This is a genomic window from Streptococcus shenyangsis (assembly GCF_006385785.1).
Taxonomy (GTDB): domain Bacteria; phylum Bacillota; class Bacilli; order Lactobacillales; family Streptococcaceae; genus Streptococcus; species Streptococcus shenyangsis.
This window is the reverse complement of record NZ_VFSH01000001.1, coordinates 61,346-79,884: the sequence shown is the minus strand read 5'-3', so window position 1 is coordinate 79,884 and position 18,539 is coordinate 61,346. Positions and strand designations below refer to the sequence as shown.

The window sequence follows — 18,539 nt, the reverse complement described above, 5'->3', positions numbered from 1 at the left end:
CCTCCTTGGAAGGGTTTTCTGTTATAAGTATAGCAGTTTAAAAATTCTAGAGCAAGGTAAAATAGAAAAGTATAGAATAGAACGAGACCAAATTCCCTCAAAAATGGTATAATAGTAACATCACAAAATTGGAGAGAGACCATGAGTTTTTACAATCATAAAGAAATTGAGCCTAAGTGGCAGAGCTACTGGGCAGAACATCATACATTTAAGACAGGAACAGATGCATCAAAACCGAAGTTTTATGCTCTCGATATGTTCCCTTATCCGTCTGGAGCTGGTCTGCACGTAGGACACCCAGAAGGCTATACCGCAACCGATATCCTCAGTCGTTACAAACGTGCGCAAGGCTACAATGTCCTTCACCCAATGGGTTGGGATGCTTTTGGTTTGCCTGCAGAGCAATACGCTATGGATACTGGTAATGACCCAGCAGAATTTACAGCTGAGAACATTGCCAACTTCAAACGCCAAATCAATGCGCTTGGATTTTCTTATGACTGGAATCGTGAAGTCAATACAACAGATCCAAACTACTACAAGTGGACGCAATGGATTTTTACTAAGCTTTATGAAAAAGGCTTGGCCTATGAAGCGGAAGTGCCAGTAAACTGGGTTGAGGAACTCGGAACAGCTATCGCTAATGAAGAAGTGCTTCCTGATGGAACTTCTGAGCGTGGAGGCTATCCAGTTGTTCGCAAACCAATGCGCCAATGGATGCTCAAAATCACGGCATATGCAGAGCGTTTGCTTAATGACTTAGATGAACTAGATTGGCCAGAGTCTATCAAGGACATGCAACGCAACTGGATTGGGAAATCAACTGGTGCAAATGTAACCTTCAAGGTTAAGGGAACTGATAAGGAATTTACTGTCTTTACCACTCGTCCTGATACCCTTTTCGGTGCGACTTTCACAGTCTTGGCTCCTGAGCATGACTTGGTTGACGCTATCACAAGCCCAGAGCAAGCAGATGCAGTAGCAGACTACAAACACCAAGCTAGCCTCAAATCTGACTTGGCTCGTACAGACCTTGCCAAAGAAAAAACAGGGGTTTGGACTGGTGCTTATGCCATCAACCCTGTCAATGGCAAGGAAATTCCAATCTGGATTGCGGACTATGTTCTTGCTAGTTATGGAACAGGTGCTGTAATGGCTGTGCCTGCCCACGATCAACGTGACTGGGAATTCGCCAAACAATTTGACCTTCCAATCGTAGAAGTCCTTGAAGGTGGAAACGTAGCAGAAGCTGCCTACACAGAGGATGGTCTTCATGTCAATTCAGACTTCCTAGATGGATTGAACAAAGAAGAAGCTATTGCTAAGATTGTGTCCTGGTTGGAAGAAAACGGCTGTGGTCAGGAGAAAGTTACCTACCGTCTCCGCGACTGGCTCTTTAGCCGTCAACGTTACTGGGGTGAGCCAATTCCTATCATTCATTGGGAAGATGGGACATCAACAGCTGTTCCTGAAAGTGAATTGCCACTTGTCTTGCCTGTAACCAAGGACATCCGCCCTTCAGGTACAGGGGAAAGTCCACTAGCTAACTTGACAGACTGGCTTGAAGTGACTCGTGAAGATGGTGTCAAAGGTCGTCGTGAAACCAACACCATGCCACAGTGGGCAGGTTCAAGCTGGTACTACCTCCGCTATATTGACCCACACAATACTGAGAAATTGGCCGATGAGGATCTCCTCAAACAATGGTTGCCAGTAGATATCTACGTGGGTGGTGCAGAGCATGCCGTTCTTCACTTGCTTTACGCTCGTTTCTGGCATAAATTCCTCTATGATCTCGGTGTTGTTCCGACTAAGGAACCATTCCAAAAACTCTTTAACCAAGGAATGATCTTGGGAACAAGCTACCGTGACCACCGTGGGGCTCTTGTGGCAACTGATAAGGTTGAAAAACGTGACGGCTCCTTCTTCCACATGGAAACAGGAGAAGAGTTGGAGCAAGCACCAGCCAAGATGTCTAAATCCCTCAAGAACGTTGTTAACCCAGATGATGTTGTGGAACAATACGGTGCTGACACCCTTCGTGTCTATGAAATGTTCATGGGACCACTTGATGCTTCGATTGCTTGGTCTGAAGAAGGTCTGGAAGGAAGCCGTAAATTCTTGGACCGTGTTTACCGTTTGATTACAAGTAAAGAAATCGCTGCGGAAAACAATGGCGCTCTTGACAAGGTTTATAACGAAACCGTTAAAGCTGTCACAGAACAAATCGAATCATTGAAATTCAACACAGCTATTGCCCAACTTATGGTCTTTGTCAACGCGGCTAACAAGGAAGAAAAACTTTATGTAGACTACGCCAAAGGCTTCGTTCAGTTGATTGCACCATTTGCACCTCACTTGGCAGAAGAGCTCTGGCAAACAGTTGCAGCAACAGGTGAGTCAATCTCTTACGTGGCTTGGCCAACATGGGACGAAAGCAAATTGGTTGAAGACGAAATCGAAATCGTTGTCCAAATCAAAGGAAAAGTTCGTGCCAAACTCATGGTCGCTAAAGACCTATCACGCGAAGAATTGCAAGAGATTGCTCTAGCTGATGAAAAAGTCAAAGCAGAAATTGACGGTAAGGAAATCGTCAAGGTGATTGCGGTACCTAACAAACTCGTTAATATCGTCGTTAAATAACGAGTTTATTAGCTCTATTTGCCACCTTCAATGGTCCACTGGACTATTGAAGCCAACTAAATTGGTTAATATTGTTGTGAAATAAGATAAGAATCCTTCAGAGTAGAATCTGGAGGATTTTTTGAATGAAAAATATAATCCTGTTTCCGTCATCTCACCACTTAACCTCTCATTTTAACCACCTATCTCAAAAGTCGATTTTTCTTTCATACTTTTTGTTAAACTGATGAGGTAAAGAGGAGGAACTAAATATGATTTTACAAGCTAAACATTTGACTAAACGGTACGGCGATCATATGGCTGTTGACGATATTCAGTTAGAGTTTGAAAAAGGGAGTTTTAATGCTATTTTGGGTCCCAATGGTGCAGGAAAATCAACCACCATTTCCATGTTAATCGGTTTGAAAAAGCCGACAAAAGGTCAGATTCGATATGCGCCAAATACGAAAATAGGAGTTGTTTTTCAAGCTAGTGTACTGGATGAGATGTTGACAGTTAGGGAAAATCTTACGATTCGTGCTCAACAGTATAAGGAGATTGCAGCAAGTCGTGTGGATGATTTGATCCATCAACTGGGTTTGACTGCTTTCCAGAAGCAACTATATGGGACTTTGTCAGGTGGGCAAAAACGTAGGGTTGATATTGCGCGTGCTCTTCTTTCACAGCCAGATATTCTTTTCTTAGATGAACCAACGACAGGTCTAGATATTCAGACTCGCAAAGCCATTTGGGATTTATTGTCTCGACTACAAAAGGATGAAGGGATGACTATTATCTTAACGACTCATTATCTGGATGAAGCGGATGAAGCAAATCAGATCTATATCGTTGATCATGGGAAAGTGATTGCGCAAGGTTCTGCGACGGCTATTAAAAGTCAGTATGCATCTAATATCCTAAAAATTCGTTTTAAAGAAATGAAGGATTTAGAAAAGTTGTTACAGACTGGAATGACAGTAAAGGAAGAAAATGAGTTGGAATATCTTTTTTATCCAAGGACATCACTGGAAGCTATTGAATATTTGGCAAAAGTACGAGAAGAAATTGATTCTTTTGAGTTTCGTCCAGGTACCATGGATGATGCCTTTATTGCACTTACAGGAAGAGAGGTTCGGTAATGTTAGCTTTATTGAAACGGAATTTTATCTTATATTTTCGTAATCGTTCAGGAGTATTTTTCTCATTATTGGGGGCATTGATTTCCTTCCTCCTTTATATCATTTTTTTGCAGAAGAACTTGACGGATGCTTGGTCCCAACTCCCTGATAATACGAACCTTTTAAATAACTGGCTGATGGGTGGGACCTTGGCTGTGACTGGGATTACAACCAGTTTTACGGCTCTTACACAAATGGTACAGGATCGTGAAAATCAAGTGGATCAAGATCTCTTCTTGACAGATTTAGGTATCTGGGGTTTACAGATGTCCTATCTAATCAGTAGTATTGCCATTTCTTTTGTTATGCAGGTGTTTATGTTTGCTGTTATGGGGCTTTATTTTAAAGAAAGTCCAGTTATCAGTCATTTACCGGAAATTACTTTGATTATGTTGTTAAGTAGTCTGCTTTCAAGTTTGATAAATATTCTCTTGATTTATCGTTTTCAATCTGTAGATAGTCTTGGCAAACTGGCAACTATAGTGGGAACTGCTTCTGGATTTTTAGTAGGAACTTATGTCCCTATTGGAGTTTTACCTGATTTTGCACAGATTATCATGAAGTGTACCCCTGCAACTTATATTGCTTCTCTCTATCGACAAATTTTAATGAAAGAACCATTAGAGACCGCATTTACAGGAAATAGCAGCTTGTTAAAGGAATTTCAAGAAAAAATGGGAATCCAAATCAACTGGCAAGAACTATTGACAAAGGAAGAGACATACTTTATAGTGGTTATTATATGTCTCGTCGCTATTCTTCTTTGGCTTTTATTTGTTAAAGTATTTAGCAAGAGAAAATAAAAGTATATTGGAGAGAAAATGAAGATTCGTTTTGAAATGAAGGCAGAGTTTTCAGAAAAGGACCCACATATTGTAATTCAGGCAGCTCAGTTAACCGGCCAAGCAAGGGAAATCATGGAGTATTTAGAACAATTTTCAACGACCAATCAGGTGGCCATTCCTATTCGAACGGATGATTATCTGGTTATGGTGAAAATTGAGGATCTTATTCTAGCTGATATTGACAAGAATTTATTAACCATTTATACGGTAGATGGGATTTATAAAACTAAGGAAACATTGATAAATTTTCAGAATCGGATTAATCGGCGTAACTTTATACAGATATCACGCCATTCAATTATAAACATTGACCACTTAGAATCGTTATCAGATAGTTTTTCAGGGAACATGATGGCTAAAATGACTCGGGGCATCAAATCTAGTGTGAGTCGGAAATACGTTAAGTCCTTAATGAATTATCTAGGTTTATAGGAGAAAATCATGAAACGATTAATTGATTATTTTGTATCGGGAATGCGTACGGCTTCTTTCTTTTATTTGAGTATGATGTTATTAGCTCAGTGTTATCCAGGTATTACCTATCCTGAACCAATGATAAAAAATATTCTAGCTCTGTTTTTAATGGGTGGAATTATGGGGGTATTGACTTTAATCCTTGAAAAGCTAGAGTTTCTTGCTTTTAGTATACGTGTAGGAGTTCATTTATTAGTGACAGCTACTATCTTAGTATTGATCTCTCTATTTTTGGGCTGGGGTTCAGCCTTGTGGAGTCCCTTGCTTTGGTTCTTTTTCTTGTTAATTTATGGATTGATATGGTTGTATCAAATCTGGCAAACTCACAAACTCACTCAACGAATTAATCAAGCCTTAGAGGATAAAAGACAGAAAACGGGTCACTAATATAGTGTTGAGGATGAAGTTTTAAGCCAGTGCCAGTTTCCAAAGAGAACAATTTGTGATATAGTATTTTCAGCGTAAAACAAGGAGAAGAAAAATGCCAGTAAACGAATATGGTCAGATGATTGGTGAGTCAATGGAAGGTTATACACCAGGTGCACTGCCTTCTATTGATTTTTTAGAAGGGCGTTATGCTCGAATAGAGGCTCTCTCTGTAGAAAAGCATGCGGAGGATTTATTAGCTGTTTATGGCCCTGATACGCCTCGGGAAATGTGGACCTACCTCTTTCAGGAGTCAGTCGCAGATATAGAGGAGTTGGTCAGCCTTTTAAATCAGATGTTGGCTCGTAAGGATCGCTTTTACTATGCGATTGTAGACAAGGCAACTGGTAAGGCTTTGGGAACATTTTCTCTCATGCGCATTGACCAGAATAACCGAGTAATAGAAGTGGGAGCTGTCACTTTCTCTCCAAAACTCAGGGGGACACGGATAGGAACAGAAGCCCAGTATCTCTTGGCTTGCTATGTCTTTGAGAAGCTTAACTATCGTCGCTATGAGTGGAAATGCGATGCCTTAAATCTGCCATCCAGACGAGCAGCGGAACGTTTAGGTTTTGTCTATGAAGGGACCTTCCGCCAGGCAGTGGTTTATAAGGGACGTACGAGAGATACGGATTGATTGATAAGGACTGGCCAAAAGTCAAAGCTCGATTGGAAACATGGTTGGATCCTGAAAACTTTGATAAAAATGGACGACAGCACAAGAGCTTGAGAGAGCTTTAAGAGGTGTTATAGAGGAATGACTTGGATAAACAGAGAAAAATAACAAAACTTGTTTTTTCTTAAGCAAAATTTAAGACTGGTCTAGTATTATATAACCATTAAATAAAGACCTCCTAACTTTATTTAATGAAATCCTAAAACTTTTTTCATCATAATCTCCTAATGAAGTCACCCAATCAGGTGGCTTTTTTTCTTGGATAGGTGCTAGTGATAGAAATTTTTTGCAGAATAGTAAAATTTGAGAAAAGTTAAGCTAGTTTTAAGTTTCGTCTTGTATCATGTAGTTATTAAATAAAGACCTCCTAACTTTATTTAATAAAATTCTAAACTTTTCTTTTTCATAATAATCTCCCTTAACTCCACCCAATCAGGTGGAGTTTTTTGGCTTTATTTCAGGCTTTTGGGGAGTTTTCTAAAAATCATTTTTCGATATTTTTCGGATTTTGGTCGGGGAATTGGCGGGGACCTTTTTAGCGAATATGACTAAGAAATAGGTTTGCTGTTACTTCAGCTACTTCAACCTCGCTTTGAATGTAAGTGACTGTTAATTGAAGGACTGGAACTACTGTAATAATGATTTTGCTTGTCTAGTAGTGGCGTATTAAATGAGAAGTGACATATAAGATTGTCTCTTCGTTTACTAAATCAAAATTTCTATGAAATTGATAGAATCCCTAATTTTCTCTTAAACTTGAAAGTCTTGTTGTAAAGCGGTTAAAGCTTGAGAAGCTGAGGATGTAAAGTTTTGACAAATTTTGTGAACTGTGGGATAATGGAGAGGAATTAAGGATTAGTTCTATATCATGGACTAGAAAAGACCCCAAGCTAACTTCCACATTAAGCTTGGGGTCTTTTTTGACACTATTTGTTCTTGTTTAGCCATTTATCGACTAAGCGAAGAACAACACCGACCACAATTGGTCCGATGATAGTTTTAAGGATTAGTTCCATCATGGGCTATCTCACCTCCTTTCGTAGGCGGTGTAGCAGTGCCGTATAATATTATACCACATAAGTGCTAAACTCAGGAGTCACCCAATCGGGTGGCTTTTTTGTTTGTGGCTTGGATTTTTGATATAATAGAGCCATGAGTAGAATTTTAGATAATGAGATAATGGGGGACGAGGAGTTAGTAGAACGCACGCTCCGTCCTCAGTATTTACGTGAATATATTGGGCAGGATAAGGTCAAGGACCAGCTACAAATCTTTATTGAAGCTGCCAAAATGCGGGATGAAGCGTTGGATCATGTCCTCTTATTTGGGCCTCCAGGTTTGGGGAAAACGACCATGGCTTTTGTTATCGCCAACGAACTGGGTGTCAATCTCAAGCAGACGTCTGGGCCTGTCATTGAAAAAGCTGGAGATCTAGTAGCGATTTTGAATGACTTAGAGCCTGGGGATGTCCTTTTTATTGATGAGATTCATCGCTTGCCCATGTCGGTGGAAGAGGTGCTTTATAGTGCCATGGAGGACTTCTACATTGATATCATGATTGGGGCTGGTGAAGGTAGTCGCAGTGTTCATTTGGAGTTACCACCTTTTACCTTGATTGGTGCGACGACTCGGGCTGGTATGCTCTCAAATCCACTACGGGCACGTTTTGGGATTACGGGGCATATGGAGTATTATGCCCATGCTGACTTGACAGAAATTGTCGAGCGGACGGCAGATATTTTTGAGATGGAAATCACTCATGAGGCAGCATCTGAGTTGGCCCTACGTAGTCGTGGGACCCCTCGTATTGCCAATCGTCTCCTCAAGCGCGTGCGCGATTTTGCCCAGATTATGGGGGATGGGGTTATCGATGATATTATTACCGATAAGGCTTTGACCATGCTGGATGTTGACCATGAAGGTCTGGACTATGTGGACCAGAAAATCCTTCGGACCATGATTGAGATGTACGGTGGTGGTCCTGTTGGTCTAGGAACTCTTTCTGTGAATATCGCCGAAGAGCGTGAGACAGTTGAAGACATGTATGAACCTTACTTAATCCAAAAAGGTTTTATCATGCGGACACGGTCTGGACGGGTGGCGACTGCTAAGGCATATGAGCACTTAGGTTATGAATACAATGAAAAATGAGCAAGAAATTCTGGAGGCTTTTAGAGAAAATCCGGATATGATGGCTATTTTGACTATCATCCGAGACCTTGGTCTGAAAGACTCGTGGTTGGCAGCAGGTTCTGTCAGAAATTTCATCTGGAATCTCTTGTCAGATAAATCACCTTTTGATTGTGAAACAGATGTAGATGTGATTTTCTTTGATTCAGATATTTCTTATGAGGAAACCTTGTATCTAGAGAAAAAGTTGAGAGAGGATTTTCCTCAGTACCAGTGGGAATTGAAAAATCAAGTCTATATGCACCTGCATAGCCCTCATACTGCTCCCTATATCAGTTCCAGTGATGCTATGAGTAAGTATCCAGAACGGTGTACGGCAGTTGTACTGCGCTTGAATGAAGAATCCGATTTTGAACTCTATGCACCTTATGGTTTGGAGGATATTTTGAATTTTCAAGTTCGTCTAACTCCTCATTTTTTAGAGAATGAAGACCGAATGGAACTCTATCAAACACGTTTATCCAAGAAAAATTGGCAGGAGAAATGGAAAAATTTGATTTTTAAAAATACTTAAGGAAACTTTAAGCTAGGGAGTGTATACTAAGTCCATAAGTTAAGAAGACCTTAACTTAAACTCCTAAAACTTTTTCATAATAATCTCCCTATAAAAATAGAGTCGCCCAATCAGGCGACTTATTTTTTTTTGAAAAGTAGGCTTTGTGCCTGAGAATAAATAGCTTAGTGATAGAAGAAAATAGGGAAATATGGTATAATGAAACGATAGATTTTTGAATAGGAATAAGATCATGTTTGGATTTTTTAAGAAAGATAAGGCTGTGGAAGTAGAGGTTCCGACACAGGTTCCTGCTCATATCGGCATCATCATGGATGGCAATGGCCGTTGGGCTAAAAAACGTATGCAACCGCGAGTCTTCGGACACAAGGCGGGCATGGAAGCATTGCAAACTGTGACCAAGGCAGCCAACAAACTAGGCGTTAAGGTTATTACGGTCTATGCTTTTTCTACAGAAAACTGGACCCGCCCAGATCAGGAAGTCAAGTTTATCATGAACTTGCCAGTAGAGTTTTATGATAATTATGTCCCGGAACTGCATGCGAATAATGTTAAGATTCAAATGATTGGGGAGACAGACCGCCTGCCTAAGCAAACCTTTGAAGCTTTAACAAAGGCTGAGGAATTGACTAAGAACAACACAGGTTTGATTCTTAATTTTGCCCTCAACTATGGTGGACGTGCTGAGATTACACAGGCTCTTAAGTTGATTTCCCAGGATGTTTTAGATGCCAAAATCACCCCAGGTGATATCACAGAGGACTTGATTGGCAATTATCTCTTTACCCATCATTTGCCTAAGGACCTACGAGACCCAGACTTGATTATACGTACTAGTGGAGAATTGCGTTTGAGTAATTTTCTTCCATGGCAGGGAGCCTATAGTGAGCTCTATTTTACGGACACCTTGTGGCCTGACTTTGATGAGGTAGCCTTGCAGGAAGCTATTCTTGCCTACAATCGTCGTCATCGCCGATTTGGAGGAGTTTAGGAGGAGATATGACAAAGGATTTACAAAAAAGAACCTTGTTCGCAGGGATTGCCCTGGCTATTTTCCTACCAATTTTAATGATTGGGGGCCTTTTGCTTCAGATCGCCATCGGAATCATAGCCATGCTAGCAATGCATGAACTTTTGAAGATGAGAGGTTTAGAGACCATGACTATGGAGGGGCTCTTGACCCTCTTTGCAACCTTTGCCTTGACCATTCCCTTGGAGAATTACCTGACTTTTTTACCAGTTGATGGGAATGTGGTTGCTTATAGTGTGTTGATTTCAATTATGTTAGGAACAACTGTTTTTAGCAAGTCCTATACGATTGAGGATGCTGTTTTCCCTCTTGCTATGAGTTTCTATGTGGGCTTTGGCTTTAATGCTCTATTAGATGCTAGAATTGCAGGTTTAGATAAGGCACTATTGGCCTTGTGTATTGTTTGGGCAACAGATAGTTGTGCTTATCTTGTAGGGATGAGATACGGTAAACGAAAATTAGCGCCAAGGGTATCACCCAATAAAACCTTTGAGGGATCTTTTGGTGGTATTTTAGGAGCTATCTTGATAACAATTGTCTTTATGATTTTTGATAGGACAGTTGCTCTTCCGTATGGAATTTACAAGATGTCAGTCTTTGCTATTTTCTTCAGCATTGCTGGACAATTTGGTGACTTACTAGAAAGTTCGATTAAGCGTCACTTTGGTGTTAAGGATTCTGGGAAATTTATTCCTGGGCATGGTGGTGTTTTGGATCGCTTCGATAGTATGTTGCTTGTATTTCCAATCATGCACTTATTTGGACTCTTTTAGAGAAAGGAAGATAGAATGCTCGGAATTTTAACCTTTATTCTGGTTTTTGGGATTATTGTAGTGGTGCACGAGTTCGGACACTTCTACTTTGCCAAGAAATCAGGAATTCTAGTGCGTGAATTTGCCATCGGTATGGGACCCAAAATCTTTGCTCACATTGGTAAGGACGGGACGGCCTATACCATTCGGATCTTGCCTCTGGGTGGCTACGTTCGTATGGCAGGTTGGGGCGATGATACGACTGAAATCAAGACAGGAACTCCTGTCAGTTTAACCCTTACTGATGATGGTAAAGTTAAACGCATCAATCTCTCAGGTAAAAAATTGGATCAAACAGCTCTTCCTATGCAGGTGACTCAGTTTGACTTTGAGGACAAGCTCTTTATCAAGGGTTTGGTTCTGGAAGAAGAAAAAACCCTTGCAGTGGATCATGATGCAACGGTTGTAGAATTAGATGGAACTGAGGTTCGGATTGCACCTTTAGATGTTCAATATCAAAATGCAACTATCTGGGGCAAACTGATTACCAACTTTGCAGGCCCTATGAACAACTTTATCTTAGGTGTCGTTGTTTTTTGGATTTTAATCTTTATGCAGGGTGGTGTCAGAGATGTTGATACCAACCAGTTCCATGTTATGCCCCAAGGGGCCTTGGCTAAGGTGGGAGTACCAGAAACGGCACAAATTACCAAGATTGGCTCACATGAGGTTAGCAACTGGGAAAGCTTGATTCAGGCTGTGGAATCAGAAACCAAAGATAAGACGGCCCCGATCTTGGATGTGACTATTTCTGAAAAGGGGAGTGACAAACAAGTTACTGTTACCCCAGAAGAAAATCAAGGTCGATATCTTCTAGGTGTTCAACCAGGAATTAAGTCGGACTTTCTATCTATGTTTGTAGGTGGATTTACAAGTGCTGCTGACTCGGCTCTCCGAATTCTATCGGCTCTGAAAAATCTGATTTTCCAACCGGATTTGAACAAGTTAGGTGGACCTGTTGCCATCTTTAAGGCAAGTAGTGATGCTGCTAAAAATGGAATTGAGAATGTCTTGTACTTTTTGGCAATAATTTCCATCAATATCGGGATTTTTAATCTTATTCCGATTCCAGCTCTGGATGGCGGTAAGATTGTGCTCAATATCCTAGAAGCCATCCGCCGCAAACCATTGAAACAAGAAATTGAAACCTATGTCACCTTGGCCGGAGTGGTCATCATGGTTGTCTTGATGATTGCTGTGACCTGGAATGACATTATGCGACTCTTTTTTAGATAATCGAGGAATATTATGAAACAAAGTAAAATGCCTATCCCAACGCTTCGCGAAATGCCAAGCGATGCTCAAGTTATCAGCCATGCTCTTATGTTGCGAGCTGGTTATGTTCGTCAAGTCTCAGCAGGTGTTTATTCTTACCTGCCACTTGCCAACCGTGTGATTGAAAAAGCCAAAAACATCATGCGCCAAGAGTTTGACAAGATTGGTGCCGTTGAGATGTTGGCTCCTGCCCTTCTCAGTGCAGAGTTGTGGCGCGAATCAGGTCGTTACGAAACTTATGGTGAGGACCTTTACAAACTAAAAAACCGTGAAAAATCAGACTTTATCCTAGGTCCAACTCACGAAGAAACCTTTACAGCTATTGTCCGTGATTCTGTTAAGTCTTATAAGCAATTGCCACTTAACCTTTATCAAATCCAGCCTAAGTATCGTGATGAAAAACGCCCACGTAATGGACTACTTCGTACACGTGAGTTTATCATGAAGGATGCTTATAGTTTTCACGCTAACTATGATAGCTTGGACAGTGTTTACGATGAGTACAAGGCTGCTTATGAGCGTATTTTCACTCGTAGTGGCTTAGATTTCAAGGCTATCATCGGTGATGGTGGAGCTATGGGTGGTAAGGATAGCCAAGAATTTATGGCTATTACATCTGCTCGTACAGACCTTGACCGCTGGGTTGTCTTGGACAAGTCAGTTGCCTCATTTGACGAAATTCCTACAGAAGTGCAAGAAGAAATCAAGGCAGAATTGCTTAAATGGATGGTTTCTGGTGAGGATACCATTGCTTACTCAAGTGAGTCTAGCTATGCGGCTAACTTGGAAATGGCAACAAACGAGTACAAACCAAGCAACCGTGTTGTCGCTGAAGAAGAAGTGACTCGTGTTGTAACTCCAGATGTTAAATCAATCGATGAAGTTGCAGCCTTCCTCAATGTTCCAGAAGAACAAACAATTAAAACTCTCTTCTACATGGCAGATGGTGAGCTTGTTGCGGCCCTTCTAGTTGGAAATGACCAACTCAACGAAGTTAAGTTGAAAAACCACTTGGGAGCAGATTTCTTTGATGTTGCGAGCGAAGAAGAAGTGGCGAATCTTGTTCAAGCAGGATTCGGTTCACTTGGCCCAGTTGGTTTGCCAGATAATGTTAAAATCATTGCAGACCGTAAGGTGCAAGATGTTCGCAATGCAGTTGTGGGTGCTAACGAAGATGGCTACCACTTGACTGGTGTGAATCCAGGTCGTGACTTCACTGCAGAATATGTGGATATTCGTGAAGTTCGTGAGGGTGAAGTGTCCCCAGACGGACAAGGGGTTCTTAACTTTGCTCGTGGTATCGAAATTGGTCACATCTTCAAACTCGGTACTCGCTACTCAGCAAGCATGGGAGCAGATGTTTTGGATGAAAATGGCCGTGCTGTGCCAATTATCATGGGATGTTACGGTATCGGTGTCAGCCGTCTCCTTTCAGCAGTGATGGAGCAACACGCTCGCCTCTTTGTTAACAAAACGCCAAAAGGTGAATACCGTTACGCATGGGGAATCAACTTCCCTAAAGAATTGGCGCCATTTGATGTGCACTTGATTACTGTCAATGTCAAGGACGAAGAAGCACAAGCCTTGACAGAAAAACTTGAAGCAAGCTTGATGGGAGCTGGTTACGAAGTCTTGACAGATGACCGTAATGAACGTGTCGGAGTCAAATTCAGCGACAGCGACTTGATTGGATTGCCAATCCGCATCACTGTTGGTAAAAAAGCGGCTGATGGCATCGTAGAAGTGAAGATTAAAGCGACTGGTGACACCATCGAAGTTCATGCAGATAACTTACTTGAAACGCTTGAAATCCTCAGCAAGAAATAAAAACTATAATTAGAAGAAAAACAAGGAAAAAATGTAACTAGTTTTTACCTTGTTTTTTCTGTATAATAGGAAAAATGAGTAGATAAAGAGGTAAATGTATGCTAAGATTTCCAAAGGATTTTGTCTGGGGATCCTCTACTTCTGGACCACAAACAGAAGGACGTGTAGCTGGTGACGGTAAGGGAGATAATCTCTGGGATTATTGGTACCAAGTGGAGCCAAATCGTTACTATAATGGGCTTGGTCCAGATAAGACATCGACCTTTTATGAAAATTGGGAGCAGGATATTGAGCTTTTGTTAGATACTGGTCACACAGCCTTTCGGACTTCTATTCAATGGTCACGGATTTTTCCACAAGGCTGTGGAAAAGTCAATCCTCAAGGTGTGGATTTCTATCGTAAGGTTTTTGAGGCTATTAAGGCTAAGGGGATTCGTCTGTTAGTCAATCTCTACCATTTTGATTTGCCTTTTGCTCTTCAAGAAGCTGGTGATGGTTGGGAAAATAAGGAGACTGTTTCAGCCTATGAAGACTATGCTCGTTTCTGTTTTGAGACTTATGGAGATTTGGTGGACCAATGGATTACCTTTAACGAGCCCATCGTTCCTGTAGAATTTGGTTATTTTTACGATGCCCATTATCCACATAAGGTGGATGCAGAAGCAGCGGTAAAAGTAGCCTATCATACACAATTGGCCAGCAGTCGGGCGGTTAAGGCCTGTCATGAACTCTTGCCTGACTCTAAGATTGGGATTGTCCTCAACTTGACACCGGCTTATCCACGTAGCCAGCATCCTGCTGATGTCAAGGCAGCTCGTATTGCAGACCTTTTTCAGGCCCAATCTTTCTTAGATCCGTCTGTTTTGGGGACTTATCCACAGGAGTTGGTAGAAATCTTGCATGAATATGGGCTCTTGCCTGATGCTACAGAGGAGGAGTTGGAACTCATTCGTGACAATACGGTGGACTTCCTCGGTGTTAACTACTATCAACCTTTGCGCGTCATGGCACCTCGATTTGCTAAGCATCCAGAGAGTCCATTCTTGCCAGAACATTTTTACGAACCTTATGTGATGCCTGGACGTAAAATCAATCCTCACCGTGGCTGGGAGATTTATGAGCAGGGGATTTATGACATTGCCCAAAATATCAAGGAAAATTATGGTAATATCGAGTGGATGTTGACAGAGAATGGTATGGGGGTTGAAGGAGAGGAAAAATTCCGTCAAGATGGAATGATTCAAGATGATTATCGTATTGACTTTGTAAAAGGTCATCTTCGTGAACTTCACCGCGCTATTGAAGACGGAGCTAATTGTAAGGGCTACTTGATTTGGACATTTATCGATTGTTGGTCATGGCTCAATAGCTATAAAAATCGCTATGGTTTGGTCGAATTAGACTTGGAAACGCAAGAACGTCGTCTGAAAAAATCAGGGCACTGGTTCAAGGAATTAAGCGATAATAATGGATTTTAAAAAGGACTCTGACTGATTATTCTAATTGGTCAGAGTTTTTTGCTTACAGTAGATTAATTTGAACTATACCAATTTTTACTCTTGACAAGTGAAAGAAACAAGTATATACTGTTTTTGCTGATTCTACAAAAGAGGAATTAGACTATACCAATTTTAAGGAGAAAGCACAGCTGGTCTGTGTCGTATATACTATGTGTGGAATTGTTGGTGTTGTTGGAAACACAAATGCAACTGATATTTTGATTCAAGGGCTTGAAAAGCTCGAATACCGTGGCTATGATTCTGCGGGGATTTTTGTCCTAGGTGGTGCTGAGAACCATTTGGTGAAGGCTGTTGGTCGTATCGCAGAATTGTCTGCCAAGACAGCTGGTGTGGAGGGAACAACTGGTATCGGACATACTCGTTGGGCAACTCACGGGAAACCAACTGAAGACAATGCTCACCCACACCGCTCTGAGACTGAACGTTTTGTCTTGGTGCACAATGGGGTGATTGAGAACTACCTTGAAATCAAGGAAGAATACCTTGCAGGACACCACTTCAAGGGGCAAACAGATACGGAAATCGCCGTTCACTTGATTGGAAAATTTGCGGAAGAAGACGGTTTGTCAGTTCTTGAAGCCTTCAAAAAAGCTCTTCACATCATCCGTGGTTCTTATGCCTTTGCCTTGGTTGACTCACAAGATCCTGAAGTCATCTATGTGGCTAAGAATAAATCACCACTTTTGATTGGTCTTGGACAAGACTATAACATGGTCTGCTCAGATGCCATGGCTATGATTCGTGAAACCAACCAGTACATGGAAATTCATGACCAAGAGTTGGTAATCGTCAAGGCTGATAGCGTGGAAGTTCAAGACTATGATGGTAATAGTCGTGAGCGTGCTAGCTACACTGCTGAACTTGACTTGTCTGATATCGGTAAGGGAACTTATCCTTACTACATGCTTAAGGAAATTGATGAGCAACCAACAGTGATGCGTAAACTCATCCAAGCCTACACAGATGAGTCTGGTCAAGTAGTCGTTGATCCAGCTATCATCAAGGCTGTTCAAGACGCAGACCGCATCTACATTCTTGCAGCTGGAACATCTTACCACGCAGGATTTGCTTCTAAGAAGATGCTGGAAGAATTGACAGATACGCCAGTTGAACTTGGAATCTCATCTGAGTGGGGCTATGGTATGCCACTTCTCAGCAAGAAACCACTCTTCATCTTTATCAGCCAGTCTGGTGAAACAGCGGATAGCCGTCAGGTTTTGGTTAAGGCCAATGAAATGGGTATTCCAAGTTTGACAGTGACAAATGTGCCAGGATCAACTCTGTCACGTGAAGCTAACCATACTATGCTTCTTCACGCGGGTCCTGAAATTGCCGTGGCATCAACTAAAGCCTATACAGCACAAATTGCAGCCCTTGCATTCCTTGCAAAAGCAGTCGGAGAAGCAAATGGCAATGCCAAAGCGCAAGCATTTGATTTAGTTCATGAGTTGTCAATCGTAGCTCAGTCTATTGAATCAACTCTTTCAGAGAAAGAAACCATCGAAGCCAAGGTTCGTGAGCTCCTTGAAACAACTCGCAATGCCTTTTACATCGGACGTGGCCAAGATTACTACGTAGCCATGGAAGCAAGTCTCAAGCTCAAAGAGATTTCTTACATCCAGTGTGAAGGCTTTGCGGCAGGAGAACTCAAGCACGGAACTATTGCCTTGATTGAAGAAGGAACGCCTGTCTTGGCTCTCTTGTCAGATCCAGTCCTTGCCAACCACACTCGTGGAAATATCCAAGAGGTGGCAGCCCGTGGTGCCAAAGTCCTCACTATAGCAGAAGAAAATGTTGCCAAAGATACAGACGACATCGTTCTTACGACCGTACATCCATACCTCTCACCAATTTCAATGGTCGTGCCAACGCAATTAGTCGCTTACTTCGCAACCCTGCACCGTGGGCTTGATGTGGATAAACCACGTAACCTTGCTAAGTCAGTAACGGTAGAATAAGCTTAAAAAGTCTAGTTTATCTAGGCTTTTTCTTGTGAGCAAATCGGTTGCTTGTACTCAAGATTCGTGTTAGAATAATTTTTCAAATTGAAGGACAGAAATAGACAGGGAGAATCACAATGGTAGAATTGGGAATTTCAACATTTGGGGAAACAACGGAGCTTGAAGGGACTGGGCAAACTTACAGTCATGCCGAACGTATTCGCCAGTTGCTGGCAGAGATTGAGCTAGCTGACAAGGTTGGTTTGGATGTATATGGGATTGGTGAGCACCATCGAGCGGATTTTGCAGTATCTGCGCCAGAGATTGTTCTGGCAGCTGGGGCAGTCAATACCAAGAAAATTCGTTTGACCAGTGCAGTCAGCATTCTCTCGAGCATGGACCCGATTCGTTTGTTCCAACAATATGCCACTATCGATGCTTTGTCAAATGGACGTGCGGAGATTATGGCTGGAAGGGGTTCTTTCACGGAATCATTTCCTCTGTTTGGCTATGATTTGAAAGACTACGAAGCCCTTTTTGATGAGAAATTAGACTTGCTCCAGTTAGTCAATGAAAAAACAAGGCTAGACTGGAAAGGGCGATTGACTCAAACAATCTCTGGCCAAGAAGTTTATCCTCGTCCAGTTCAGGAAAAATTACCCTTGTGGATAGCGACAGGTGGTCATGTCGAATCAACTGTGAAGATTGCTCAGGCAGGTCTACCGATTGTTTATGCCATTATTGGTGGCAATCCGCGTTATTTTAAAAAGTTGATTCAGGCTTATCGTGAGATTGGGAGCGAAGCGGGTCATGCCAGTCATGAACTAAAGGTTGGAGCCCATTCTTGGGGTTGGATTGCTGATGATGGCGAGCAAGCGGTGAAAGATTATTTCCATCCGACCAAGCAAGTGGTGGATGCTATTTCCAAAGACCGTCCGCACTGGCAGGAATTGCGTTATGAGCAATATTTGGAGCAAGTTGGGCCAAATGGTGCTATGTTTGTGGGCAATCCAGATCAGGTGGCAGAAAAATTGATTCGCATGATTGAAGATCTAGGCTTGGACCGCTTCATGCTCCATCTACCGCTTGGTTCCATGCCTCATGAACAAGTCCTGAGAGCTATTGAACTATTCGGAATGCAAGTAGCACCCAAAGTCCGGGCTTATTTTGCCATGAAAGAGGCTTAATAAAAAATACTAATCAAATGTAT

Annotated in this window: 15 protein-coding genes and 1 pseudogene; 15 read left to right on the top strand and 1 reads right to left on the bottom strand. The window is 41.8% G+C overall.

Translation table 11 applies throughout. From position 1 onward, the window contains the following. The first annotated feature begins 141 nt into the window (after positions 1–141). From leuS to FJR77_RS00315, 6 genes and pseudogenes are all read left to right on the top strand, one after another. Positions 142–2,643 carry a leucine--tRNA ligase gene (leuS, locus tag FJR77_RS00340; protein ID WP_140832961.1) on the top strand — a complete coding sequence of 834 codons (2,502 nt, stop codon included), beginning with the start codon at positions 142–144 and terminating at the stop codon, positions 2,641–2,643. A gap of 251 nt (positions 2,644–2,894) precedes the next feature. Next, positions 2,895–3,761 carry an ABC transporter ATP-binding protein gene (locus tag FJR77_RS00335; protein ID WP_061758906.1) on the top strand — a complete coding sequence of 289 codons (867 nt, stop codon included), beginning with the start codon at positions 2,895–2,897 and terminating at the stop codon, positions 3,759–3,761. Further along, positions 3,761–4,603: an ABC transporter permease gene (locus FJR77_RS00330; protein WP_140832963.1), complete on the top strand. Its 843-nt coding sequence runs from the start codon at positions 3,761–3,763 to the stop codon at positions 4,601–4,603. The genes FJR77_RS00335 and FJR77_RS00330 overlap by 1 nt, the downstream gene beginning before the upstream one ends. A gap of 18 nt (positions 4,604–4,621) precedes the next feature. Continuing rightward, positions 4,622–5,077: a LytTR family DNA-binding domain-containing protein gene (locus FJR77_RS00325; RefSeq protein ID WP_125451132.1), complete on the top strand. Its 456-nt coding sequence runs from the start codon at positions 4,622–4,624 to the stop codon at positions 5,075–5,077. A gap of 9 nt (positions 5,078–5,086) precedes the next feature. Beyond that, positions 5,087–5,506, top strand: a complete 420-nt coding sequence (locus FJR77_RS00320; RefSeq protein WP_140832965.1) for a DUF3021 domain-containing protein — start codon at positions 5,087–5,089, stop codon at positions 5,504–5,506. Positions 5,507–5,600: 94 nt separating this feature from the next. Next, positions 5,601–6,286 (top strand): annotated as a pseudogene (locus tag FJR77_RS00315) (GNAT family N-acetyltransferase). Positions 6,287–7,147: 861 nt separating this feature from the next. Here FJR77_RS00315 and FJR77_RS00310 read toward each other — a convergent pair. After that, on the bottom strand, positions 7,148–7,240 hold the full coding sequence (locus FJR77_RS00310; RefSeq protein WP_125451129.1) for a type I toxin-antitoxin system Fst family toxin: 93 nt from the start codon (positions 7,238–7,240) through the stop codon (positions 7,148–7,150). A gap of 133 nt (positions 7,241–7,373) precedes the next feature. On the opposite strand from FJR77_RS00310, the gene ruvB reads away from it, so the two are divergent. From ruvB to FJR77_RS00265, 9 genes are all read left to right on the top strand, one after another. Further along, the gene (gene ruvB / locus FJR77_RS00305; protein WP_079114808.1) at positions 7,374–8,372 is read left to right on the top strand and encodes a Holliday junction branch migration DNA helicase RuvB; all 999 of its coding nucleotides are present in this window, start codon (positions 7,374–7,376) and stop codon (positions 8,370–8,372) included. After that, positions 8,353–8,925 carry a nucleotidyltransferase family protein gene (locus FJR77_RS00300; RefSeq protein WP_140832969.1) on the top strand — a complete coding sequence of 191 codons (573 nt, stop codon included), beginning with the start codon at positions 8,353–8,355 and terminating at the stop codon, positions 8,923–8,925. The genes ruvB and FJR77_RS00300 overlap by 20 nt, the downstream gene beginning before the upstream one ends. A 232-nt stretch (positions 8,926–9,157) precedes the next feature. After that, positions 9,158–9,916 carry an isoprenyl transferase gene (locus FJR77_RS00295; protein ID WP_140832971.1) on the top strand — a complete coding sequence of 253 codons (759 nt, stop codon included), beginning with the start codon at positions 9,158–9,160 and terminating at the stop codon, positions 9,914–9,916. Positions 9,917–9,924: 8 nt separating this feature from the next. Continuing rightward, positions 9,925–10,728 carry a phosphatidate cytidylyltransferase gene (locus FJR77_RS00290; protein ID WP_061758899.1) on the top strand — a complete coding sequence of 268 codons (804 nt, stop codon included), beginning with the start codon at positions 9,925–9,927 and terminating at the stop codon, positions 10,726–10,728. A gap of 15 nt (positions 10,729–10,743) precedes the next feature. Continuing rightward, positions 10,744–12,003: an RIP metalloprotease RseP gene (gene rseP / locus FJR77_RS00285; protein WP_125451121.1), complete on the top strand. Its 1,260-nt coding sequence runs from the start codon at positions 10,744–10,746 to the stop codon at positions 12,001–12,003. A gap of 12 nt (positions 12,004–12,015) precedes the next feature. After that, positions 12,016–13,869, top strand: coding sequence for a proline--tRNA ligase (locus FJR77_RS00280; protein WP_125451120.1), 1,854 nt, complete (start codon positions 12,016–12,018; stop codon positions 13,867–13,869). Between the two features lie 98 nt (positions 13,870–13,967). Then, entirely contained in the window at positions 13,968–15,347 is a 1,380-nt protein-coding gene (bglA, locus tag FJR77_RS00275; RefSeq protein WP_125451119.1) for a 6-phospho-beta-glucosidase, read from the top strand. Between the two features lie 191 nt (positions 15,348–15,538). Then, positions 15,539–17,347: a glutamine--fructose-6-phosphate transaminase (isomerizing) gene (glmS, locus tag FJR77_RS00270; protein WP_140832973.1), complete on the top strand. Its 1,809-nt coding sequence runs from the start codon at positions 15,539–15,541 to the stop codon at positions 17,345–17,347. Between the two features lie 119 nt (positions 17,348–17,466). Further along, positions 17,467–18,516, top strand: coding sequence for an LLM class flavin-dependent oxidoreductase (locus FJR77_RS00265; RefSeq protein WP_125451117.1), 1,050 nt, complete (start codon positions 17,467–17,469; stop codon positions 18,514–18,516). Positions 18,517–18,539 lie beyond the last annotated feature (23 nt).

Excerpts from the sequence above, each read along its gene's own strand:
- leuS (WP_140832961.1), top strand. The coding sequence starts at position 142 with ATGAGTTTTTACAATCATAAAGAAATTGAGCCTAAGTGGCAGAGCTAC.
- FJR77_RS00335 (WP_061758906.1), top strand. The coding sequence starts at position 2,895 with ATGATTTTACAAGCTAAACATTTGACTAAACGGTACGGCGATCATATG.
- FJR77_RS00330 (WP_140832963.1), top strand. The coding sequence starts at position 3,761 with ATGTTAGCTTTATTGAAACGGAATTTTATCTTATATTTTCGTAATCGT.
- FJR77_RS00325 (WP_125451132.1), top strand. The coding sequence starts at position 4,622 with ATGAAGATTCGTTTTGAAATGAAGGCAGAGTTTTCAGAAAAGGACCCA.
- FJR77_RS00320 (WP_140832965.1), top strand. The coding sequence starts at position 5,087 with ATGAAACGATTAATTGATTATTTTGTATCGGGAATGCGTACGGCTTCT.
- FJR77_RS00310 (WP_125451129.1), bottom strand. The coding sequence starts at position 7,240 with ATGATGGAACTAATCCTTAAAACTATCATCGGACCAATTGTGGTCGGT.
- ruvB (WP_079114808.1), top strand. The coding sequence starts at position 7,374 with ATGAGTAGAATTTTAGATAATGAGATAATGGGGGACGAGGAGTTAGTA.
- FJR77_RS00300 (WP_140832969.1), top strand. The coding sequence starts at position 8,353 with ATGAATACAATGAAAAATGAGCAAGAAATTCTGGAGGCTTTTAGAGAA.
- FJR77_RS00295 (WP_140832971.1), top strand. The coding sequence starts at position 9,158 with ATGTTTGGATTTTTTAAGAAAGATAAGGCTGTGGAAGTAGAGGTTCCG.
- FJR77_RS00290 (WP_061758899.1), top strand. The coding sequence starts at position 9,925 with ATGACAAAGGATTTACAAAAAAGAACCTTGTTCGCAGGGATTGCCCTG.
- rseP (WP_125451121.1), top strand. The coding sequence starts at position 10,744 with ATGCTCGGAATTTTAACCTTTATTCTGGTTTTTGGGATTATTGTAGTG.
- FJR77_RS00280 (WP_125451120.1), top strand. The coding sequence starts at position 12,016 with ATGAAACAAAGTAAAATGCCTATCCCAACGCTTCGCGAAATGCCAAGC.
- bglA (WP_125451119.1), top strand. The coding sequence starts at position 13,968 with ATGCTAAGATTTCCAAAGGATTTTGTCTGGGGATCCTCTACTTCTGGA.
- glmS (WP_140832973.1), top strand. The coding sequence starts at position 15,539 with ATGTGTGGAATTGTTGGTGTTGTTGGAAACACAAATGCAACTGATATT.
- FJR77_RS00265 (WP_125451117.1), top strand. The coding sequence starts at position 17,467 with ATGGTAGAATTGGGAATTTCAACATTTGGGGAAACAACGGAGCTTGAA.